This is a genomic window from Lysinibacillus fusiformis (assembly GCF_016925635.1).
Lineage (GTDB): Bacteria > Bacillota > Bacilli > Bacillales_A > Planococcaceae > Lysinibacillus > Lysinibacillus fusiformis_F.
The window spans coordinates 1,376,878-1,399,373 of sequence record NZ_CP070490.1 but is presented as its reverse complement, the minus strand read 5'-3'; the positions used below and the strand labels follow the sequence as shown (position 1 = coordinate 1,399,373).

Genomic DNA, 22,496 nt, shown 5'->3' with positions numbered 1-22,496 from the left:
TTGACTGTTTTGTTTTTCAACACTAAGGAGCCTTCCACTATTTGACTAGTGGAAGGCTCCTAACTTTAGTATTGAAATTTTACACGAACAGTAGCATCAATTGCAATTTGTCCCTGTTCTATAGGCGTAACTCCCGAGGAAACAGCCATAGAGCGATAAAGTATCGGTGTGTTAGCCTGCTCTTCCACAATTTCTATAGGAAGTGGTTGCAAAGGCAGGTGCATCGTTTCTGCTATTGTTTTCGCCTTCAATTGAGCATTCTGTAGCGCTAAACTTAATGCTTGCTGATAATAAGCACCGGTATGGTCCATTTTGAACTGAATGTTGGCAATTCGATTGGCCCCATTTTCTACAGCTGTATCAATGATTAAGCCCAAATTATTGGTATTCGCCACGTTGACGGAAATCGCATTGACTACTTCATAGCCATTAAAAATTTGTTTGCCATCTTCAAAATTATATAGTGGTGTGATCCTATAACTAGCAGTTTGAATTTGATCTCTTGGAATACCAAGTGCAATGAGTGATTGTATAACTTGATTCATAATCGTCGCATTTTCCTGTTGAGGACCTTGTACATTGTTGCCCTGTGTTTGGACTTCAATTTGTATTTGTGTAGAGCTAGGAGTAGCCATTACCTGTCCATTCCCGGTTACAGTCATAGTACGTGATGGATGATGTGCTTGTTGATTGACCTGTGCATAGTACATCTAATACCACCTTTCATAGGTTATATAATCATGCTATGCAAAAACATTTATGACTTGTTTAGTTTCTTTAAAAATTTGTCATGGAGCTTTGTGAATAAAAGTAAAGTTAAAATAGTTCCGAGCAAGGCCAAAAACATGTCCCATTGTGCATCCCATCGATCTCCTTGCATTCCTAAAAAATCCTTTGCTCCTTTACTACCCTTCGAGATTCTTGTACTTAACCATTCAATGATTTCATAAAAAGCAGCAATTGCGAGCAGAATACTGATTGTAATACCTGTAAGCCAAGCTCCTTTTACAAGTGGTGTTTTCCTGATTAGTATTTCCCTTATTACGATGGCTAGTAAACCTTTTAAAAAATGGCCAAAGCGATCATAGTGATTACGTTGTAAATGAAATTCTTCTTTTATCCAATTAAAAAGAGGGACTTCCGAATAGGTATAATGCCCACCTATAAAAGTAAGGATCGACAATAGAGCAATGATGATATAAGAAAATGTGGTGAAACGGAACTTATGATAGATACAAACAACGACTGTTATTGCCACAATTCCTGGACTAACTTCAGCTAGCCAATCTAAATAGGAGGATGGTTTTATAACAGACCAGATGAAAACAATTAAAACGATAATAAGTAAAATGACGTGTATTTTAAAATGTTGCCTCGTAGTCATAACAACAACTCCCTTTGTTCCACAGTATGGGAGATGGGGAATTTGCTTATTCAATATCGGTTTGTGGACAAAAAGAAAAGCGTCTAGTTGACGCTTTTTTCTAGCCAATTAGATCATTTTTAAAAGCGCCTCTACGCCAGTCATTCCTTCAGTAATACCAAGCTGCTCTGCTTCATATGTTACGGATTCTAATGGAGCTGTTAATAGCTCATCAATCGTTTTTACGCCTACTGCACGACCAGCAATAATTCTACGATCAACTAAGCGACTATTTAATAGGCCTACATCTAAAGCGCCACACATAATGTAGCCTGTATCATTAGAAATGGTTAGTAATGTTGTTTTAGGTAATTGAACAACTACTGCTGTGAAGAAATGCCCTTTAATCATAATAGGTTCAATTGTCACCATTGAAATCACTCCTTTTCTCTATATACATATGGTGATAACTAGCAAGGTGTTCGACATTTTTATGAAAAAAATCATTACTAACCATGTTGCTAGATGTATAAGGATGAAAGTGAATAGGATGGATGATTAGTGGAAGCATGGAAGGCACTTTATTTATAACAAAAAAGGAATCTACTCTGATGAATAGATTCCGTTATTCTTTATCTTGTATAAGAAAGCAAAGCTGTTTGCTTAAAATTGTTTAATGCATTTGTTGCCTCACTTTTAGAACTATACTCAAACATGCGATAAGTATTTTCTTCAAATACTGTAATAACCCACATATATGTCATCCCTTTCGTTGTGTTACATAACATTTTATTTTTTATAAAACTGTTATATATCAATGTTGATTTTATTTTACATCAATAAAGAAAAAAATAAAGTACTATTCAATGATTTTCACATAATGTTCAAAATTATAAATAATGCTTAAAATTTTCTTGAAATAATTAAAAGGAGAAAACAGACAGTCCTATACAAGTATATTTCATTGCAATTCGTAAATAGTAAGTTGACGGAGTTCTGTGATTACGGACTTGGGAGGTGATGCTATGACACGTATTTATGTATTCATTTTTATGGTTTTCTTTTTAATCATCTCGGGATTTTTAGTGCAGGAAGGATACGCAGATAAAGGTCGTCCTTATTATGAGGAGACAGGTGAAGTTGTTTGGGATATCAATACAGAGGATAAAATTGTTGCACTCACCTTTGATGATGGTCCACATCCTAAATACACAGCGGCTGTGCTTGATTTATTAGCAAAATATGATGCAAAAGCCACCTTTTTTATTATTGGAAAAAATGCAGAAAAATATCCAGAGCTTGTTTTACGTTCTTATACAGAAGGCCATGAATTAGCAAATCATACGTATACACATCCATTTAAAATTTCCATCAAAAAATTGCATGAGGAGCTTCAACAGACAAATGACACGATTTATAGTATTACTGGTTTTTCCCCAGTTTTATTCCGTCCCGTTGGTGGAAATTACACGGATGCTATGATTAATGCTGCTGTTAAGGACGGTTACAAGGTTGTGATGTGGTCTTGGCATCAGGATACACAAGATTGGAAAGAGCCAGGTGTAAAGAAGATTGTGCAAAAGGTGATGAAGGGGACAAAGCCTGGAGATGTTATTTTATTTCATGATGGTGGTGGAAACCGTACACAAACAATTAAAGCACTAGAAGAAATAATCCCTGCATTAAAAAAACAAGGCTACACATTTGTTACAATATCCGAGTTGATTGAAAGCAAACAGCAACAAGAGCAAGTTCAATAATGAAAAATGAGCCATCTCAACAAGGTTTGAAATGGCTTCTTTTTCATTTAAATAAAAGGTTTGAGTTAGAAGAAAATAATTGGAGCTAGCGCAATACCTAAAATTGTTCCTAAAGCAATTCCATAGCCAAAACCTTCTCCTCCATACCCTCCAAATCCCCAAAATCCTAAACCGTAACCACTATATCTTCTATCAGGTAGAATCCATACCTGTCTTCTATCTACCCTTGTGATTTCTCCAACATGTACTTTACCAGATGAATCCGAGATTCGAACACGTTTACCATGATATTTACAGCAAAGACTATAAGCATCAGTTGGATTCACACATATCCCCCCTTTCGATGTCATTACAAGCTAATATATGCGATTTAATGCATTTATCACTAGCCGATTGTCTATTCAAGACATATGCTGTGAAGAGGTGATGATATGGCTGTTGTGTCAACAGATAAGTGGTTAAATGAATTTATAAGTGCCAGAAAATCCACTAGAAAGGATGAGCTAACTAGCTTACAATGCTCGATTCTTTGTGATCGTTTAGTCAATCTATTTCGAGATGGGCTTCCCGAAGAAATTCACTATACATTACAGCAACAGGGGCTTTTTTTACCGCATGAGGAAGTCGATGTTGAAAAATTAAAGAAGCACAATGTGTGGGACTGCGTACAGCAGGAGTTTCTATACTTACAGAGGAAATGGAATGGACCATCAATACCTATTTATATTTTTCCGATTACTCAGCAGCAAACGATGACCAATAAAAATGGTGTCGCTTATCCTCATTCGCTTTTTTTATTTGTTGGTGATTTAGAAAAGCAGGAACTTCAAGCTTTACTAGCTCATGAATATAACCATGTTTGCCGTATACACATATTAAGAAAAACTTTAGAGGATATGACTTTATTGGATTCTCTTATTTTAGAAGGATTAGCAGAAGATGCGGTGAAGGAATTATACGGAGAAAAGTGGATAGCTCCTTGGATACAATCCTACTCAGATAAAGAACTTTTAGCTTTATGGGAGACTCATTTTTTACCGAATTTACAACTTCAAGGAATCGAACAACATGGCCCATTTCTATACGGGGGGGACCTCCCACCTTGGATAGGCTACTGTATAGGCTACAAAATTGTGCAGTCATATAAAATAAATCATTCATGCCACCATCCTTTGTTCATTTCAAGCCAAGATTTACTTGTTGGTTCGAATTTTCCGCTACAATAGAGAAAAGGAGTGATTGTTGTGTCCAATGAATTAAAAAATGTATTATTACCAATCGTAGATTCAGCAACAAAGGTGTTAATTGTTGGATCGATGCCAGGAAAACAATCGTTAGAGAAACAGCAATATTATGGCAATCCACGCAATCACTTTTGGCCCATTATTGGTGAGTTATTAGAGACAGCGATTCCAGATGATTATACAGAGAGAATAGCCTTATTAAAAAGCAATGCAATCGGTCTTTGGGACACGATTGCAACTTGTGAGCGTGAAGGAAGCTTAGATGCAGCGATTCGCAATGAAAAGCCTAATGATTTTCAAATTCTTTTTGAACAATATCCTACTATCCAATTAGTGCTTTTTAATGGAGCGAAAGCATTTGAGGTTTTTAAAAAGCATATTGGCTTAGAGCTTTTAGATGGACGAGCCTATAAAAAAATGCCATCAACAAGTCCAATACCAGGAAAAAACATTAAATCCTTCACTGAAAAGCTAGAGGATTGGCGGATTATCCAATCCTATTTATTCTAAACAACAGGGCGAGATTAGCGTGATGAAGTAGCTGCCTTGGGGTGGATAGCATTCCTTGTGCTTTTAAACCATTGATAGAAGAGAATATACACAAGTAGGATTTCAATAGCATCTCCACCGTAGTACATGATCTTAGCACCTAGTTCTGCCTCTGAGGTTGGTACATGATGAGGCGGATTTGCAAAAATAAATTTTGCCAATATGGCATGAGCTGCTAATGCTATTACTAATGTAAGGGATCGAAAGACATAAGAGTATGGATGTGGGGCAGGATCAATATAAATAAAGGCAATGGTGAACAAATAACCCGCTAGAAAAATGTGAAGATGAATGAATACATACAGTAGTATATGTTCATGCATCAAGTTGAAGAGTGATGTTGTATAGAGTAACCATAAGCCACCTACATTTAAAATAGATGCAATAATTGGATGACGAATAAAACAAACATACGGTTTTTTTAATATCCGAGAAAGAGTACGTGCGTTGTCCACTGGTAAGGTTCTTAACAGTAGTGTTATGGGTGCTGCTAATACCATAAGTAATGGGGCAAGCATGCCAAGCAATAAATGCCCTATCATATGTGCGTCAAAATGGATATGACTAAGAGAAGCCAATGGGCCAACTAATGTAATAAGAGCACAGACATTCCCAACAATCCAACAGATAGTACGAAAATGAGGCCATTGTTTTTTATGTTGATTCGAAATAATAACAGCGAGGATATACAATATAAGAGCGATAAAAAATGGCAAAGCGAGTAGTAGCTGAACCATGATGAGAAAGTTTTGAGCATGAGCTTCATGAGCATGCAAGATGCGCCACCTCCTACCATCCTTTTTGATTTGTTTGTAGTAATAAGACAATACCGATAACAATGAAAAGAGCCGCTAGTATGTTCCAAACGATATCATAGGGAAGTATTTCAACGTTGTAACGAATTTGATGCAGGTTCATGAATTTATGTTGTATGATTCCGTCGTAAAGCTGAAATACACCAGCTCCAAGAAAAATACCGCCTAGCCATCTTTTTAGCCAAAATCCATGTTTTCTATGTAGGTCAGCCAATAAAAAAGCAGATCCAATCGTAGCAAAAAAGCTGAATGCATGAAATAAACCATCTGAAACTAACCCAACAGCAGCTGTAGATTTATCATAGAAATGATGCCAATGTAATAATTGGTGAAAAATTACCTCATCTATAAATGCCACAATCCCAAGCCCGAATAAAATCCCTGTCCACATGTTACGCTGCTTATACTGAAAGCGGTTTTCATGCTTATGTTTTTGTTCTTCATACATTTTCGTCATATCCAATCCTATCACCTCAAGCTGAATTTCTTTTAGTCTACCCCTGGTGAGCTCTTAAACAAACATCCCCCAAAAACAGTTGTTTGTCAGGGGGAAGCTATGATTATTGCCAGCTATTATAGTAAGAACCAGCAGGACTGTAAAAGAATTTGAAGTGATGCTTCTCAGCTAAAGCACGGCTTTTTGATTCATCTTCAAAACCAATTGTCATCACCTGTGTACCAAATTTATTGCGTATGTGGACAAGCTTTTGCATCATATCGAGTGACCATTCATCTTTTCCTACCACAGGATAAGAAAAATCCTCCCACATAATAAAGTCAACATAGGGCGCTGTATAATCGGCAAGTGTTTGAAAGCCCCAATTTTGAGCAACAGATAAATCGGGATGACGTTTTTTGATTTGTTGGATAAAAGATAACATGGCTTCATTTTGCCACTTTTGCTCATCTTCAGGTAAATAAGAATTGATATTACCGACCGTATCTAAAAACACGCCATCTAAGCCTTTCTGAACAATTTGCTTCTTGATTTCTGCTAGTAAAATGTCTTGATAGTGCGTAGAAGTCATATCCATTAAATAAGAGTCCCATTCGGCAAAATACATTTTTTCACCCTGTTTGTCTCGATAAAAGTCTTCTTCTTTCAATTGATGATAAAGTGCTGTATTCCATTTGTCTGCCTCCATCGCATTTATATAGCCGTACACTAAAGTACCGCTTTTTTGAGCATTGACGATATACTTCTGTTGCATTTCAATTGGTTCTACAATCACTAAATCTAACTTCATCATGCTCTTGCCAATGGCATCATTGCCTTTATCTAAGTAGTATTTGTAATCTTTCACATCAGCAAGTTTTGCTTGGATACTAGTGGAAGGAGATACTGGATTTTTAGCAAGCAGCATCCACATACCCCCTGCGATAAGCATGGCTAGTAAGGGTAACAATAATTTTTTCATAAGGACTCCTTTTTGAAAAATATCCCTTCCATTATACAGTAATAGGAAATGGATTACCTTCGATAAATGGGCAATGGCTCAACGGTTAATCGCCCTTTTACATATATTGAATAATGTAAAAGGAGGGTTTGTGTGTATAATAATCCATTTAGAGAAGATAATTTTAGAAGACCTGGTTGGGGAGATTATAATGATTTTGAAACAACGTCATTTGGGCCAAGTCATTTCGGACCCCCTCCAGCAGGACAAATGCCAATGAGCACACCGCCAGGTTTTTCGCCACCTATTCCAGCTTGGCGAGTAGGATCAAGTGGTATACGTTCCTGTTTGTTTAGAAATACGTATATTTGGATGAATAGTGGTAGAAGTTTTTGGTTTTTCCCAACAGCTGTAGGAAGGGAAATCATTGCTGGCTTCCGATGGAGTCGAAGATATGGCTGGTATTTCCGTACCATTTCAAGAAATCAAATTCGCTCCTATGAATGTTTTAGATAGACTAGGGAGTTTAATTTTTTAAAAAATGATGTTACAATGACGGTAACGATAAATGAAGGGAAGATGGGTGGCTAATGAATAACTAATCTTAATTTTTGTATAGGAAATTTTATATTTCACGAACAACAAAAATAGGATTAGTCTGCCCATTTTTCATAAGAATTGCTTTATATTAGCAAACAGCTGCTGATATTTAGCTACTCCAAAGATTGTTTTCATAAAGATTTTGGAGCTTATTTGAGTATGATATTGTAGCGACTAATCCTTCCAAATTAATTGGAGGGATTTTTTTGTCCCTCCAACTGGAGAGGATGGATAATATGAAGGAACTTTTAAAATTACAGGATATACGTTATGAAATAAAGGATACATTACTATTTGAACATGTGACAGGCACAGTAAAACAAGGTGAGGTCATCGGCATTATAGGGAGAAATGGTGCTGGGAAATCAACATTATTACAATTGATTCGAGGTGCATTATTGCCTACTAAGGGAGCAATACAGGAGTCACAGGCTTTAAAAATTTCATTTGTTGAACAGGAGCTAGCTCATTTTGACAAACTAGAAATATCCGCAAGAGAGGCTGATCTGCTGGCTAAATGGCAGGTACCCAATGTGTCATTTGCAGCGTTAAGTGGGGGAGAAAAGCTGAAAATGCGTCTTGCAGAAGGTTTTTCTCAGAATGCGCAAATTTTATTACTTGATGAACCCACTAATCATTTAGATGAACAAAGTACAGCATTTCTCATGAAACAAGTACAAAACTATAAGGGGACGATCATCGTGGTATCACATGATCGCTATTTTTTAGATAAGGTTGCTACAAAAATCTGGTCTATTGAGGATAAGCGTCTTATTGAACATGAAGGCAATTATACAAGCTATATGACTGAAAGAGAGCACCGAAGATTAACACAACAACGTGCCTACGAGAAGCAGCAAAAAAACATTGACCGGATTGAGGCTCAAATGTCGGAACTGACGTCTTGGTCACAAAAGGGCCACGCTCAGTCAACAAAACTGGAAGGCTTTAAGGAGTACCATCGTGTGAAAGCAAAACGTTTAGATTCGCAGGTGAAATCTAAGAAAAAGCGATTAGAAGCAGAGCTTGCAAAGACAAGAGTGGAGGCGGTGGAGCCAGAAGCAGAGATTCGTTTTTCTTTAGGCACGAATCAACGAGTTGGCAAGCGCTTACTGGAAATCAAGCACGTATCTTTAAAATTTGGTGAACGCACGTTATTTAACGGTGTTAATATTACTGCTCAATTTGGAGATAAGATAGCCATTACAGGAAAGAATGGCAGTGGAAAAACAAGTTTTTTAAAAGTACTTTTAGGCAAGCTAGAAGCTGAGGGTGAAGTATGGCTATCACCAGCTGCAAACATTGGTTACCTGACACAGGAAGTATTTGATTTACCACTTGATCAGACACCAGAGCAATATTTTTATCAAGACACATTTGAAGAGCGTGGAAAAGTCCGCAACTTAATGAAGAATCTAGGATTTACACAGGCACATTGGACATCCGCCATAGGCAAAATGAGTATGGGAGAGCGCGTAAAGTGTAAGCTGATGGCCTATATTTTAGAGGATAAAAATGTACTTATTTTAGATGAGCCGACAAATCATCTTGACCTACCTTCACGTGAGCAGTTAGAGCACACACTTGCCCAATATAAGGGGACATTGCTTGTCGTCTCCCATGATCGATACTTTCTACAAAAAGTTACGAGTAGTGTTTGGGAGCTTCACAGTCAGCACCTCGAGAAAAAATGGACAGAAGTTACACCTGAAAAAGTGGATGATACAGCGGCACTTCGTTTAAAGCTAGAAACGGAAAGGCAAGAGATTTTAGGCAAACTAAGCTTTCTAACAGCAAAAGATAAGGACTACGCAATGCTTGACCAAAAGTTTAACGAGCTGACGAAGCAGATCAATGAGCTTCGATAATTGAAACGTTTAAGTTAACCTTTTCCAGGGGAAAATATGGAGAGAAATGGGGGTTAACATGATGAAAAAGGCAGTATTTCTCTTTTTATTGTTAAGCATTTGTAGCATAAGTGCTTGTGCTGAACGGGATAAGAATGATCAAGAACATGAGAATGAAACCGATACATCTGTAACACAGTCTAATATGGATGAAAGTGATATTGTTCAAGTACAAACTGAAGCTCTTCAACAAATAAAGGAGCAGATTCATTTTGATGTACCAATAAAAATGCCAACAACGTTACCTATTGCAGAGGGTGCATTTTTAACAGCTACAACAAGGACACAGGGCGACCAGGTTGAAGTTATCTTTTATGAGAGCAAAGAGAATATGCCAATTAATGATATTCGATTAAAGAAGTCAGCGACTGTTATTGGAAGATTGCTTGTCAAGCAATATAAAAGTATGGAAGGTGCAAGTACACAGATAGCATTTGATAATTTTAATCAAAATGGTGGGCAAGAGGTTGAGCTTGGTTACAATATAAAAGGTTATCAAGATGCAGGTGCCGGCTCATTATGGACTGGTTGGAATGAAGGGCGATGGGCAATTGCCACCCATACACGAACTGATAATCCTGATGCAGGTATTAAGCTAGCTAAGCAGGCAGTAAAGTATTTAGAAAGTCACATGCTGCCTATCCCAAGGCAATATGGTATGGCTCAGCTAGATGTCTATCAATCAGGTAATTTAATTGTGTGGCAGGATGAAAAGCTTGTTTACACACTCGATTCAATCAAAGACCCTTTAAAAGCACTAGCCATAGCTACAGCATTTTATCAATAGTCGAAATCCTAGAGTAACGGATGCTCTAGGATTTTTTTGTAGTATTTACTTTACAGTATTCAGAAGTTTTTTGTATTCGCTGAAGCGTTGTTGCCACTCTTCCATTGGGAAATATTGATGTTCAACGCTATTTAATAAATCTGTTAACATATCAAGGCATATATGCCACCCTGCTAAATCCTTCGGTGTATGCTCTGTCAGCTCTTGAAGTGTCTCCACTACTACCAATAATGAACCATCGTCAGTAGAAGATAGTTCAAATCTCACCGTATCTGTTCCCCAATCAAATTCTAGTACTTCTTTCTCAGCATAATCAGTGATGGTTATTTCCTCAAAGGTACCTGTTCCATCATTCATATTAAAATGTATTTTTCCGTTCTTACGTAGCTCAATGATTTCTAAATTACTCATCCATTTTTGTAGGTTTTCATTGTTAGTCATAGCGGCCCAAACGGCATCTATTGAATATAGTAATGGTCGTTTGAATGTAGCAATATGGTAATTTGATTGTTTTTCAATAGTAGCTAGCACAGACATCCTCCTAATGATAAATTGCTTGAAAAAGTCTAGTGATGCCTAGTTCGATTTCATGCTTTTGTAAATGACCATAGCCAATAATCAATCTGTTATTATATTTTCCCTTTTTAATTGTATGATCCTCTACTGGGTAAACCTTTACACCAAATTGCTCTATTTTCACTAATAAGTTTTGTGTAAAATCAATCTTCTCAAATTCTGCAACTAAGTGCATACCTGTAGAATAGCCGAATATCTTTATGTTATGTGAAAAAGTGGATTGTAAACATTGAATCAGAAAATCACGTTGGCTTTTATAGAACTTCTTCATTTTTGTAATATGTCTTTCCATATAGCCCTCCTCTATAAAGCGAGAAAGGATAAGCTGGTCTAAGGAAGGTGTATGTAAGTCCGTAAACCATTTTAATTGGCGGCATTTTTCAGTAAGCTGTGTTGGTAGGATAATGTATCCTATTCTTAATGCGGGAGAGAGAATTTTACTAAAAGAACCGATGTAGAGAACAAGCTCTGGGTCTAGGCCCTGTAAAGAGCTAACAGGTGGCCCTTCGTAGCGAAACTCACTATCATAATCATCTTCAATTAAAAAGCAATGATTCTTTCTAGCATACTCAATTAATTGAATTCTACGTTGAATAGGTAAGGTACTTCCTAAAGGAAATTGATGAGAGGGAGTTAGAAAGACAAGTTTAGGATCTATATTATCTGGTAATAGACTTGTTTTCATCCCAAATTCATCTACTGGTATCGGATAAATGGTAGCACCAGAAGCTTTAAAGATAGTTTGAATATCATTCGTTATAGGATCTTCCATAATAGCAAGATCATTAGGTGACAGCAATAATCTTGAAACAAGCATCATTGCCTGTGTCGCACCAGATGTAATAATAATTTGCTCTGGATGACATTCAACGCCCCTTGTCCTTAATAAGTAGTGGGCAAGAGTATGCCTTAATTCTATGCGTCCCTCTGGAACCCCGTATCCCAATATGGAGGATTCACTATCGTGCCAAAGTTGATGACTTATCTTCGCCCAAGTTTTACGAGGAAACAAGTCGAGTGCTGGAATACCCGAGCGTAAGTTTATAACTTCTTTCCCTACTATTGAATCTCCTGCTTTATTTGTAATAAAAGGTTTGGCCTGTTGTGGTAGCAACGCCCCTTCTGCAACAAATGTACCAGCTCCTCTTCGTGCAATTAAAAATCCTTCGGCTAGTAACTGATCATAAGCTTCTAATATGACATTTCTTGATACTTTTAATTCTACTGAAAGCTCTCGTGTGGATACTAATTTTTCTCCTGCCTGAAGGTGTCCACTTAAAATTTTTTCCCGTATTTGCTGATAGATTTGACGATTTAAAGGAATATCTAATGCTCGATCAATAGGTATCCATAACATTTTACATACCTCCGATTTGAAAGTGGTACCTTTAAAATCACTTTAAAGTGGTTCTACAGTTACCAATTTTATCATGATAAAGTACTTACCAATACCGAAGAGGGGGAATAAATATGAAGAAAACAGAAGAATTAGTGATTCAAGCCTTAAAAGCCGCGGCACGAGACGAGCGCTTGAAATATGCGGTGCAACAATCGACAGAGCTCTACCCATTATTATGGAAAGCCGCAAAAAGGTATGTAACAGGGGAAAAGAGAGAGGATGCCATCACTGCTGCACGTAATTATCTTAATGACAATTATAATATCTCCATTGAATATATTGGGGAAAATACAACCAATTTAAGGGATTGTCAAAGAGCAAAGGATGAGCTTTTACAAGTAATTGAGGACATGGGGATTTTATCTTTGAAGCAAACAGTATCTTTCGATTTATCTCATATAGGTCTTTCTATTAATGCTGAGATTGCTTATAAGCACCTTGAAGAGCTTACACAAAAAGCTCAACAGTATGGAATAACTTTGATGATAAGTATGGAAGAATCCTCAAAGACTAGTGATATTATTACTCTTTACAAAAAAATAGCAACAGATTTTACAAATATCGGAATTACATTACAAGTTCATCTTTATCGTACAAAGGTAGATTTACAAGAACTTATGCAATATCCAGGAAAAATAAGACTTGTTAAAGGGGCTTTTCAAGAGTCTGTCGATATAGCCATGATCAGATCAGAAGAACTGAATAAGCGTTATCTTGAGTATGTTGATCAATTAGTAAATGCGAATCATCCGTTATCAATCGCTACACATGATGAAATGCTTATTCAAGAGCTAGAGCGACGTCAATATCTTGATAACTCAAATGTTGAAGTTGAGATGCTTTATGGTGTACGTCCTACATTACTCAATGAATTAAGACGGAAAGATTATCGTTGTAGAGTATATTTAACGTATGGAAATGAGTGGTACTTATATCTTTGCCACCGAATTGCTGAACACCCTGAAAACCTATATTTAGCAGTAACCGATATTATTAATGAATCCATTGAACGCGTAGTATAGAAGAATGAATAGATGGATCTGGAGTAGCGGGAAAGTTTTTGTGGCAATGAGTATCGTTGGTAGTTCAGTTGTTGCGGGCAAGTTGGTTGTTCAAAGCTTTCCAATTTTCTTAGCGAATGAACTAAGATTTCTTGTGGCTGCAATTATTTTAATTCCTTTGTGGATAAAGATAGAGGGATTTTCAACATTAAACAGAAAAGAGTTAGTAGCGGTTTTTTTACAAGCGTTATTAGGGGTGTTTTTATTTAATATATTAATGCTCCATGGTCTTTCAAAAACGACTGCTATGGAAGCTGGTATTATTACTGGTACTCTGCCAGTCTGCACTGCAATCCTATCCTATTTTATTTTGAAGGAGAAATTAACGAGGAATATGGGTATTAGCATACTTCTTGCCGTAGTGGGAGCTATCTTTATGAACATTGCTAACTATTCTGCTACTAACCATTATTCAACTTCATTATTAGGAAATCTATTCATTTTAGGGGCAGTATTTTGCGAATCTTTATTTATCATCATAGGTAAGTTAATTTCTTATCGTATGAGTGCTCTTACAGTCTCAACTATGGTTAGCTTATTTGGCGTCATATTATTTTTCCCATTGGCTGTAGCTGAAAGCAGATATTTTGAATTTGAAGAAATTTCAGCTGCAGAGTGGGGATTAGTATTGTATTTCGGCATTGTTGTAACCGTCATAGCGTTTCTTTTGATGCAACAGGGTCTTGCAGTAATTTCAGCATCGTGGGCAGGTGTACTTACTAGCTTATTGCCAATTAGTAGTATGATTTTATCTTCTATTCTATTGGATGAAAAAATAACTAATCTTCAGGTCTGTGGTTTTTTCTTAATTATAGCTGCCATCTATTTACTGTCAAAGCAGAAAGGGCTAAGGAACTAGTGATTTATAAGAAGTTAATTATAGGATAATATTGTTAAAAAAGGAGGAGTGAAGATGACACATCAACAAGCATTGGAACAATATATCCAAGCAACAAATACCCATGATTTTAATCAAGTAAAGGCTATTTTGCATCCACAAGCAATTTATTGGTTCTCTGATAAAACTTGCACAACAACAGAGGAGATTGAGGCTTATTTCAAGCATGCATGGAATGTCATTAAAGAAGAGGTTTATTCAGCTACTGATGTAAAATGGTTAACCGTTGATGAAAAGACGGCTACCTGTCTCTATACATATCACTATGAAGGCTATCATAACGAAAAGTTTGTATCAGGTAGCGGTAGAGCGACTAATATTTTTACATTAGTTAACGATCAATGGAAGATAATTCATGAGCATTTGAGTAGTGGTCATTAAATTATTTTCAATGTAACTTGAACAAGCAACAATATAATAATCACTGTTAGTAGTGTTTTGGCTATTTTTAATGGAATGTAGGGGAGCACTAGGAGACCTAATTGGGAGCCTATAATGGAGCCTAGTGCCATAGCAATTGCATAGTGCCATTGAATAAAGCCAGTGTGATAAAACACAATAAATGCACCTGTACAGCTCCCGAAGAGGAGTACTCGAGTGAGCTGTACAGCCTTTATGTAAGTATGATGTGAACGTAGATAGTGTAAGATGCTAAATGTCGAAGAGCCAGGGCCGAAACCACCATCATACATGGCGATGATAAATGGTTGCCAAAAATGAGGTGCTTGATGTTCTAGCGAATCAGAAACTTCCGTCCACGCCTTATTTTTTAAAGTTACGACTAAAGCCAAAAGGAGTAGTACACAGGCCATATAGTTCATAGTTTGCTCAGACAGCGAAACAGCTAAAAGTGAGCCGCAAATCCCCCCAACAATAGCAAGGGCTATATATTTAATGATAGATGTGAGATGTAACTCCTTCTGATAGAGTAGATAAAAAATACTGGATAAAGACGAAATGCCTGTCGAAAATTTGTTTGTGGCAATACTTGTTTGAATCGGGATACCGACAAGCATCATGGCAGGAAGTGTAATGAGTCCACCACCTCCCGCAAGTGTACCGATAAAAGCAGCTACCATTCCGATACATACGAGTGTTAAAGAAATGTTTGCATAGAAAAGTCCAATTAAGCTAAGTAGTACAAATAACAACAGCAGGATCATTTTATTCATAATCTTCTCCCTTTCTTTTATTAGCTTTAGGGTAAATGGTGTTAATGTATAAATCTAATATATAATTTTTGGTGATTTATAAATTTAATTTATATTAATGGGGGATGGCTGAATGAGATTGCTTCAAACGGAGGAAGAGTTGAAGAGCTTAAATAGCATCTGATGACTGGATAATGAGCATTTTATCCACAGTAGAAAACTTGCAACTACCAGATCGGTGGATATGCGCAGGAATTATTCGCTCAAAGGTATGGGATTACCTTCATAATAAGGAGGAAAGAACACCAATTGCTGATATTGATGTGATATATTTTGATAAAGAAAATTTAGCAGAAGCAGTAGAGAAGCAGTATGAGCAAGAACTGAGAAAGGTATCTCCAAACGAGCCTTGGTCCGTGAAAAATCAAGCACGGATGCATGTGCTAAATGGTAGTAATCCGTATAAATCGGCTATTGATGGCATTTCTCATTTTTCTGAAATACCAACAGCGATCGGTGTAAAGTTATCAGATGGGATACTAGAAATTACAGCACCCTATGGTATTCATCTTTTAGGAGCAGGCATTGTTGAGCCAACACCGTTTTACCTAGAAAATAAGGATGCCTATGCGATTTATCGTCAAAGAATTCAGCAAAAACAATGGCATTTATGTTGGCCAGAATTGAAAATTCATCTTCAATAAAAAAAGAAAGAGGGGGAACAATTGCAACAAGATAAAACCTATGTCATTAAACACTATATAAAATCTTTAGATTGGATAGATAATTTACGAGGGTTATCTGAGGCACAATGGCGTATGCCCATTGAACCTGGGAAATGGTCAGTTGCAGAGGTAATTGGACATCTTCCTCCATGGGATAAGTTTGTGCTAAATCACCGAATTCCTTTTCTTCTTACAGATGAGCGTCTGCCGAAAGGGCCAGATGTAGCACATTTGAATACGATGGCTGCTAAGAAAAGTCGTGAACAAGCAATGGAGGAAACATTGAATGAATTTATTTTCACAAGACGTCAATTATTACAGACCATTCAGCGATGGACAGATGAGCAATGGCAACAGTCGTTTAAAATTGGGCAGTCAGAGATGACCGTAGTCGATTATTTTGTAGGATTAATCAATCATGATTTACATCATTTTTCACAGATTCAGAATGTTATACATGTATAGGAGTTAGCATATGGATATCAAATATTTAATTGATTACTTTGCACATGCTTCTGTAAAATTTACAGATGTTTTTATTAAAAAAATGAAGCCTGGTGAAGTGGATGTTGGTAGAACAACAGCGCCAGAAAAATGTGGTTTAGTGGTGCCACTTGCAGGTAGTGCAATCTTTAGCTTTAATGGAACGCCCTATATGATGGAGCTAGGAATGATCGTCCATGCAGGACCCCAAATGCCGATAGAAGTGAGAGCGACTGGTCACAAAGGGTGGGAGTATGCAGTTGTGCATTATCGACTACCTACAGAGGAAATAGCTCTTTTTCCACTAGCTGAGCAACATTTTCTCATCAATACAGGTTTTAACACACAAATTATTAGCCATGTTCAGCAATTAATAGAAAGCCATTCCTATCCCGGTAATATGGCTATATTTAAGTCTAAGACATTATTTATGAATTTGCTGGAAGATATTCTTGTAGCGGCAAAAATGAAGGTTTTGGATAGTGCCAGCGAATTAATGGAGCAGGCATTACAATATATACATGAACATTATGCAGAGCAAATCTCCGTATCAAATATCTCGATGGAATTTGGCATTGAGCGTCGTCGTTTTGCTTATTTATTTGAGCAGCATACGGGCATGAATCCAAGCACTTATATTACGGAATATCGTATACGACGCGCAAAAGACTTGCTAGAATATGATGTAATTCCAGTAGCTGAAGTAGCAGAATGTGTCGGATATGTAGATTGTTTTTATTTTAGTAGAGTATTTAAAAAATGTACAGGTTTGTCTCCTTCAGCCTATCGAAAGATGAAAATAGAGGAATCCAACTATATGTAAAAACTGTTTCTTACAAAAAAGAAGCAGTTTTTTTATTAGTAAAATCGGCAAAAATCCATGTCATTTTCGAAATCGTCCATTCACAATCTTTTTTCACTTTGTTAGGATAGTATCCGTAAATGATAATGAGTATCAATTATATATTGACATATATATGAAAACGATTATCATTATCAATATGAGCTCGTTAGGGGAGAATATCTATGAATAAATATTTTAAAATGTGTGCTCCAGCACTATTAGCATTATCACTGGCTGCATGTGGAACAGATAAAGCAGAGGAGTCTACGTCAACAGCTAATACAGCAGAGACAAGCGCAACAGAATCACAGACAGAGCAAGCTAAAACAACACAGACAATTACGTACTTAGGTGAGCAATATGAGCTACCAGCAGAAGTAAAGAACATTGTCGCTGCAAGTCTTGAATCAATGGAAGATGCTGCAATGCTTGGTATTAAGCCAGTAGGTGTTCTTGAAGTAGGTGGCAAAGTTCCTGCCTATCTAGCAACAGATTTTGAAGGAGCTACACTTGTAGGAAATAAAATGGAGCCAAATGCAGAAGCCATTCTTAATTTGGATCCTGATGTAATCGTGGGTACTTCGAAATTCCCTGAAGAAACGGCCGAAAAACTGAACAAAATTCAAACAATGATTCCATACTCACATATTTCAACAAACTGGAAAGAAAATTTAACATTGCTTGCACAATTAGCTGGTAAAGAAGAGGATGCAAAGAAAATCATCTCTGACTATGAAGCAAAAGTTGCTGATGCACAGGTGAAAACCAAGGAGCAATTAGCAGATAAGCAAGTATTAATCATTCGTGTTCGCGGTGGTGTGATGTACATCTATCCAGCAGGTGTTTATTTAAACCCTGTACTGTATGAAGATTTAGGAGCACCAGTTCCAGAAGTTTTAACAACAGCGAAAGCGCAAGCTGAATTATCACTTGAAACATTAGCACAAGTAAATCCAGATGCGATTTTCCTACAATTTGAGGAATCAGAAAATACGGATTCTCCAAAAGCGTTAGAGGAACTACAAAAGAATCCAATTTTCACTAGCTTAAAGGCAGCACAAAATAATCAAGTTTTCGTCAACACAATTGAGCCATTAGCACAAGGTGGTACTGCTTGGTCTAAGGTGAAATTCTTAGATGCCGCAGCTGAAAAATTACTTAAATAGTATAAACAGGCTGGTAGTAGATTTGGTGGTATCACCGGGCTATTACCGGCCTTTTGTAAGATACCGTATTTTTCATTGCAAGCAGTTGTTTTTAAAAGGGTATACACTTAAGTGTTTGATATTGTGTGCCACGAAATGGATAAAGAAAAAGGTGTGAAAGTTGAAAAAAACAAACATAGTGTCATTTTCAATATTAGCGGTATCTCCTTTCCTTATTGCCCTTGTGGCACTTATTTCTGTTATGTATGGAACAAAAGATATTAGTGCCCTTACAGTGTGGCAGTCGATGACAGCATTTGATCCGTCCAATGTTGATCATCAAATTATACGGACAGGCCGTATTCCAAGAGTTGCCGCAGTATTGCTAGTTGGAGCATTTTTAGCAGTAGCTGGTGCAGTCATGCAGGGGATTACACGAAATTATTTAGCCTCCCCTTCATTAATGGGTGTCAATGATGGCTCTGCATTTGTCATCACATTAGCCATTGTGTTTTTCCCAGGGCTTCCTAATTATCAAATGATTTTATTATCGATGCTAGGCTCGGCATTAGGGGCAGGAATTGTCTTTGGTTTTGGCTCGTTAATCCGCAATGGCTTATCACCAGTAAGGCTAGCCATAATTGGAACCGTCATTGGTACATTTTTAAGTAGTATTGCTACTGCGATTGCGATGTATTTCCAAGTATCGCAAACAGTAAGTGCTTGGTATAACACAAAGGTACATATGGTGGATATGGATATGCTTATCCTTTCGATTCCATTTGGTCTAACTGGATTGATCTTGGCTTTACTATCTGCAAAAGCGATTACCATTACTTCGCTAGGTGAAGATATTGCCATGGGACTTGGACAAAAAACAAAAGCGGTGCGAATTATTAGCATGCTAGCTGTTGTATGTTTGACAGGGACAGCGGTTGCACTTGTAGGAAAAATTGCCTTTGTAGGGTTAGTCATACCACATATTACACGCTTCCTTGTTGGTGTTGATTATCGTTATATTATTCCTTGTGCAGCTGTCATCGGTGCCTTCTTCTTAGCGCTTTGTGATGTCCTGAGTCGCGTTGTCAATTATCCATTTGAAACGCCAATTGGTGTCTTAACCGCATTGGTCGGTGTACCATTCTTCTTATATTTAGTTCGTAAGCACGGAGGTGAAAAACGTGCGTAAAAAAACCTCAAGTGTATTCTTTTTAACCATGTCGATGCTTGTTTTATTGATTTTAGTTGCGAGTTATTTACATATTACAAATGGTGTTTTTGATATGTCTGTAATGGATGTCATCAAAACATTATTGCGGATTGAGTCAAATTCAAAGTTTGATCTTGTTATTTTTGAATTTCGTTTACCTCGGATTGTCATTGCTGGACTTGTGGGCATTGGCTTAGGTATGGCGGGAGTTGTATTACAAGGTATTACACGTAATGGACTAGCAGATCCAGGTATTTTAGGGATTAATGCAGGGGCTGGTGCAGCAGTCGTCATATTCATGTTCTTCTTTCAATTAAAGTTAGTGAGTGCTGATATGAGCAGCTGGCTGTCAATTTTAATGATGCCATTATTCGGTTTTATCGGTGGAACGATTGCAGCTGTCTTGATTTTTTCATTTGCTTTAAAAAATGGTCATCTGGATATGCAGCGATTAATCTTAACAGGTATTGCTATCAATAGTGGATTTGGAGCTTTGTCTTTGTTTCTATCCTTAAAAATGAGTGCACAAGATTTTGAATCAGCGGCCATTTGGATGGCAGGTTCTATTTATAATGCTAATTGGATCTTTGCGCTTACGATGCTTCCTTGGCTCTTGATCTTAGGAATATACGTGCATAGAAAATCGTATTTACTCGATTATTTTCAGCTTGAAGAGGATAGCATCACGAGTTTAGGAATAGCGGTTGAAAAGGAGAAAATGAAGCTGTTATTAGCCAGTGTAGGTCTTGTCAGTGCTTGTGTGTCTGTATCAGGGAGTATTGGCTTCATAGGTTTAATGGCCCCACACATTGCCAAGCAACTTGTTGGTATTCAGCACCGTTATGTTATGCCAGTGAGTGCGTTAATTGGTGCCGGTCTGTTAATTTTAGCTGATTTTATTGGTAAAACCGTTTTTGCACCATCGGAACTGGCTGTAGGAATTGTCGTTTCAATTATTGGGATTCCATATTTCTTGTATTTACTGGTGAAATCTAAGGCATAGGAGGAAATGGTGTGCAAACTGCATTTAGAATGGAAAACTTGGCTTCTGGTTATGAGCAGGTACGTGTCTTTGAAGGGTTAAATTTAGCGATAGAAGAGGGTAAAGTGACTACAATCATTGGCCCGAATGGTTGTGGTAAGTCTACTCTCCTTAAAACAATAGGACGTATTTTAAAAAAACAACAAGGTACGGTTTATTTGCAGGAGCAAAATATGCAAAATTTATCGACGAAAGATATTGCCAAGAAGCTAGCAATATTATCTCAAACACCTGTTGCTCCTGGTCAATTGAAAGTGGAGGAGTTAATTGCGTATGGCCGCTACCCACATCGAAACAATGTCAATCGTTTAACGAATAAGGATGAGGAAATGATTGAATGGGCGTTAACGGTTACCAATACAATGGAATACCGAAATAGGGAGCTTGCACAGCTTTCAGGAGGTCAGCGTCAGCGTGTTTGGCTAGCTATGGCCTTAGCGCAAGAAACAAATATTTTGCTGTTGGATGAACCTACTACTTATTTAGATATGGCACATCAGCTAGAAGTATTGGATATTGTGAAAAGTTTAAATGAGCAGCACAACTGTACAATAGTGATGGTTTTACATGATATTAACCATGCTGCCCGATATTCAGATCATCTTATTGCAATGCGTAAGGGTATTATTATGCAAACTGGCACTCCACAGGAAATTTTAAGTGCTGATGTGATGCGTAAAGTATTTAATATTGATGCACGTATTATGGAAGATCCTGTAACAAATACACCTGTATGCTATGGCTACGACATTTTGAAGGAGGATATTAAATGAATACAGCTAAAGTAGATTACGTTACACAACAAATGACTTCAAAATTGACGAATTATACGTACACAATTAATATCTATGTGCCAGAGGAGGAAGCACCACAAGATGGCTTCCCTGTTTTGTATGTACTTGATGGCTCATCTTATTTTAATCTTGTAAAGGAAGCGGTACGTCTACAAAGTCGTAATGCACCAAAAACAGGTGTCCTTCCGGCTATCGTTGTTGGAATTGGTCATGGCGATGATATGCGTGAAAGAAGATTTTATGATTTTACAGCGCCGGCAGAGACATATACTTATCCAGCACGATTTAAAGGAAAAGGTCATGAAAAGCTTGGAGGAGCAGTAGATTTTAGTGGCTTTATAGAAGAAGAGCTAAAGCCAACGATTGAGGCACAATATCCAGTAAATAAAGCACAACAAGCTTTATTTGGACACTCCTTAGGAGGTTATTTTGCACTTTGGCAACTATTTCATCATCAATCCAGCTTCCAACGCTACCTAGCTATTAGTCCTTCCATTTGGTGGAATGAACATGAACTAGTGCAATGTGCGTCAGTATTTCTGAACGAGCATCAAGATATGAACGAAACATTGTTTATGAGCGCAGGTGAATTTGAAACCTTTATGGTGGATGATGCGCGACAAATGGCGACAGTGTTAGAAAAAATAATGAATGTTGATTTTTATGAGGCTTTAAACGAAAATCATGCTTCGATCGTACCAACTGTTATGAGTAGGGCAATACGTTTTATGCATACATCACAATAA

28 protein-coding genes are annotated in these 22,496 nt (G+C 37.2%); 17 read left to right on the top strand and 11 right to left on the bottom strand.

Translation table 11 applies throughout. The features are described 5' to 3' along the window. Positions 1-65: 65 nt before the first annotated feature. The 4 genes from JTI58_RS06965 to JTI58_RS25055 form a co-directional block, all read right to left on the bottom strand. Positions 66-710, bottom strand: a complete 645-nt coding sequence (locus tag JTI58_RS06965) for an SIMPL domain-containing protein (RefSeq protein WP_205446026.1) — start codon at positions 708-710, stop codon at positions 66-68. A 47-nt stretch (positions 711-757) separates the two neighbouring features. After that, a complete protein-coding gene (locus JTI58_RS06960) occupies positions 758-1,384 on the bottom strand; it encodes a DUF2238 domain-containing protein (protein ID WP_205446025.1) in 627 nt (208 codons plus the stop codon). 108 nt (positions 1,385-1,492) lie between these two features. Then, positions 1,493-1,795, bottom strand: a complete 303-nt coding sequence (locus JTI58_RS06955) for a YunC family protein (RefSeq protein ID WP_205446024.1) — start codon at positions 1,793-1,795, stop codon at positions 1,493-1,495. Between the two features lie 200 nt (positions 1,796-1,995). Beyond that, a complete protein-coding gene (locus tag JTI58_RS25055) occupies positions 1,996-2,118 on the bottom strand; it encodes a hypothetical protein (protein WP_279381314.1) in 123 nt (40 codons plus the stop codon). Positions 2,119-2,388: 270 nt separating this feature from the next. Here JTI58_RS25055 and JTI58_RS06950 point away from each other — a divergent pair, with 270 nt between their 5' ends. Then, a complete protein-coding gene (locus JTI58_RS06950; protein WP_205446023.1) occupies positions 2,389-3,123 on the top strand; it encodes a polysaccharide deacetylase family protein in 735 nt (244 codons plus the stop codon). Between the two features lie 65 nt (positions 3,124-3,188). Here JTI58_RS06950 and JTI58_RS06945 read toward each other — a convergent pair whose 3' ends face one another. Next, positions 3,189-3,449, bottom strand: coding sequence for a hypothetical protein (locus JTI58_RS06945; RefSeq protein WP_205446022.1), 261 nt, complete (start codon positions 3,447-3,449; stop codon positions 3,189-3,191). 105 nt (positions 3,450-3,554) lie between these two features. Here JTI58_RS06945 and JTI58_RS06940 point away from each other — a divergent pair, with 105 nt between their 5' ends. Both JTI58_RS06940 and JTI58_RS06935 read left to right on the top strand, forming a co-directional pair. Further along, positions 3,555-4,349, top strand: coding sequence for a DUF2268 domain-containing putative Zn-dependent protease (locus JTI58_RS06940; RefSeq protein ID WP_205446021.1), 795 nt, complete (start codon positions 3,555-3,557; stop codon positions 4,347-4,349). Between the two features lie 18 nt (positions 4,350-4,367). After that, positions 4,368-4,877 carry a DNA-deoxyinosine glycosylase gene (locus JTI58_RS06935; protein ID WP_205446020.1) on the top strand — a complete coding sequence of 170 codons (510 nt, stop codon included), beginning with the start codon at positions 4,368-4,370 and terminating at the stop codon, positions 4,875-4,877. A 14-nt stretch (positions 4,878-4,891) separates the two neighbouring features. Here the strand turns inward: JTI58_RS06935 and JTI58_RS06930 are convergent, their stop codons facing one another. From JTI58_RS06930 to JTI58_RS06920, 3 genes are all read right to left on the bottom strand, one after another. Beyond that, positions 4,892-5,692, bottom strand: a complete 801-nt coding sequence (locus tag JTI58_RS06930; protein WP_205446019.1) for a cytochrome c oxidase assembly protein — start codon at positions 5,690-5,692, stop codon at positions 4,892-4,894. A 13-nt stretch (positions 5,693-5,705) separates the two neighbouring features. Next, entirely contained in the window at positions 5,706-6,188 is a 483-nt protein-coding gene (locus JTI58_RS06925; protein ID WP_243456348.1) for a DUF2243 domain-containing protein, read from the bottom strand. A 103-nt stretch (positions 6,189-6,291) separates the two neighbouring features. Continuing rightward, positions 6,292-7,149: an endo alpha-1,4 polygalactosaminidase gene (locus JTI58_RS06920; protein WP_205446018.1), complete on the bottom strand. Its 858-nt coding sequence runs from the start codon at positions 7,147-7,149 to the stop codon at positions 6,292-6,294. A gap of 132 nt (positions 7,150-7,281) precedes the next feature. Here JTI58_RS06920 and JTI58_RS06915 point away from each other — a divergent pair, with 132 nt between their 5' ends. From JTI58_RS06915 to JTI58_RS06905, 3 genes are all read left to right on the top strand, one after another. Next, the gene (locus tag JTI58_RS06915; RefSeq protein ID WP_131520959.1) at positions 7,282-7,644 is read left to right on the top strand and encodes a hypothetical protein; all 363 of its coding nucleotides are present in this window, start codon (positions 7,282-7,284) and stop codon (positions 7,642-7,644) included. A gap of 320 nt (positions 7,645-7,964) precedes the next feature. Further along, entirely contained in the window at positions 7,965-9,596 is a 1,632-nt protein-coding gene (gene abc-f, locus JTI58_RS06910; protein ID WP_205446017.1) for a ribosomal protection-like ABC-F family protein, read from the top strand. A 61-nt stretch (positions 9,597-9,657) separates the two neighbouring features. Then, positions 9,658-10,422, top strand: a complete 765-nt coding sequence (locus tag JTI58_RS06905; RefSeq protein WP_205446016.1) for a hypothetical protein — start codon at positions 9,658-9,660, stop codon at positions 10,420-10,422. Positions 10,423-10,467: 45 nt separating this feature from the next. Here the strand turns inward: JTI58_RS06905 and JTI58_RS06900 are convergent, their stop codons facing one another. Then, positions 10,468-10,959, bottom strand: coding sequence for an SRPBCC family protein (locus JTI58_RS06900; protein ID WP_243456346.1), 492 nt, complete (start codon positions 10,957-10,959; stop codon positions 10,468-10,470). 4 nt (positions 10,960-10,963) lie between these two features. Further along, positions 10,964-12,355, bottom strand: coding sequence for a MocR-like pyridoxine biosynthesis transcription factor PdxR (locus JTI58_RS06895; RefSeq protein ID WP_205446014.1), 1,392 nt, complete (start codon positions 12,353-12,355; stop codon positions 10,964-10,966). A gap of 113 nt (positions 12,356-12,468) precedes the next feature. On the opposite strand from JTI58_RS06895, the gene JTI58_RS06890 reads away from it, so the two are divergent. The 3 genes from JTI58_RS06890 to JTI58_RS06880 are packed head-to-tail and all read left to right on the top strand — an operon-like array spanning position 12,469 to position 14,737. Continuing rightward, a complete protein-coding gene (locus JTI58_RS06890) occupies positions 12,469-13,419 on the top strand; it encodes a proline dehydrogenase family protein (protein WP_205446013.1) in 951 nt (316 codons plus the stop codon). 46 nt (positions 13,420-13,465) lie between these two features. After that, complete coding sequence (locus JTI58_RS06885) at positions 13,466-14,317, top strand: DMT family transporter (RefSeq protein WP_243456406.1); 852 nt, start codon at positions 13,466-13,468, stop codon at positions 14,315-14,317. Between the two features lie 54 nt (positions 14,318-14,371). Beyond that, on the top strand, positions 14,372-14,737 hold the full coding sequence (locus JTI58_RS06880; RefSeq protein WP_016993074.1) for a YybH family protein: 366 nt from the start codon (positions 14,372-14,374) through the stop codon (positions 14,735-14,737). On the opposite strand, the gene JTI58_RS06875 is transcribed toward JTI58_RS06880, so the two are convergent. Continuing rightward, a complete protein-coding gene (locus tag JTI58_RS06875; protein ID WP_205446011.1) occupies positions 14,734-15,528 on the bottom strand; it encodes a sulfite exporter TauE/SafE family protein in 795 nt (264 codons plus the stop codon). The genes JTI58_RS06880 and JTI58_RS06875 overlap by 4 nt on opposite strands. 173 nt (positions 15,529-15,701) lie before the next feature. Here JTI58_RS06875 and JTI58_RS06870 point away from each other — a divergent pair, with 173 nt between their 5' ends. The 8 genes from JTI58_RS06870 to JTI58_RS06835 all read left to right on the top strand — a co-directional run bounded on the left by JTI58_RS06870 (position 15,702) and on the right by JTI58_RS06835 (position 22,496). Next, positions 15,702-16,211: a nucleotidyltransferase family protein gene (locus JTI58_RS06870; protein ID WP_243456344.1), complete on the top strand. Its 510-nt coding sequence runs from the start codon at positions 15,702-15,704 to the stop codon at positions 16,209-16,211. A gap of 21 nt (positions 16,212-16,232) precedes the next feature. Beyond that, positions 16,233-16,697: a DinB family protein gene (locus JTI58_RS06865; protein WP_205446010.1), complete on the top strand. Its 465-nt coding sequence runs from the start codon at positions 16,233-16,235 to the stop codon at positions 16,695-16,697. A gap of 10 nt (positions 16,698-16,707) precedes the next feature. Beyond that, positions 16,708-17,538, top strand: a complete 831-nt coding sequence (locus tag JTI58_RS06860; protein WP_205446009.1) for a helix-turn-helix domain-containing protein — start codon at positions 16,708-16,710, stop codon at positions 17,536-17,538. 203 nt (positions 17,539-17,741) lie between these two features. Further along, positions 17,742-18,725 (top strand): ABC transporter substrate-binding protein, encoded by a 984-nt coding sequence (locus JTI58_RS06855; RefSeq protein ID WP_205446008.1) that lies wholly within the window; start codon positions 17,742-17,744, stop codon positions 18,723-18,725. Between the two features lie 160 nt (positions 18,726-18,885). After that, a complete protein-coding gene (locus JTI58_RS06850) occupies positions 18,886-19,893 on the top strand; it encodes a FecCD family ABC transporter permease (protein ID WP_205446007.1) in 1,008 nt (335 codons plus the stop codon). Then, complete coding sequence (locus JTI58_RS06845; protein ID WP_431844397.1) at positions 19,886-20,917, top strand: FecCD family ABC transporter permease; 1,032 nt, start codon at positions 19,886-19,888, stop codon at positions 20,915-20,917. Before JTI58_RS06850 ends, JTI58_RS06845 begins: the two co-directional genes overlap by 8 nt. Positions 20,918-20,946: 29 nt before the next feature. Continuing rightward, positions 20,947-21,729, top strand: a complete 783-nt coding sequence (locus tag JTI58_RS06840) for an ABC transporter ATP-binding protein (protein WP_205447174.1) — start codon at positions 20,947-20,949, stop codon at positions 21,727-21,729. Then, a complete protein-coding gene (locus JTI58_RS06835; protein WP_205446006.1) occupies positions 21,726-22,496 on the top strand; it encodes an alpha/beta hydrolase in 771 nt (256 codons plus the stop codon). Before JTI58_RS06840 ends, JTI58_RS06835 begins: the two co-directional genes overlap by 4 nt.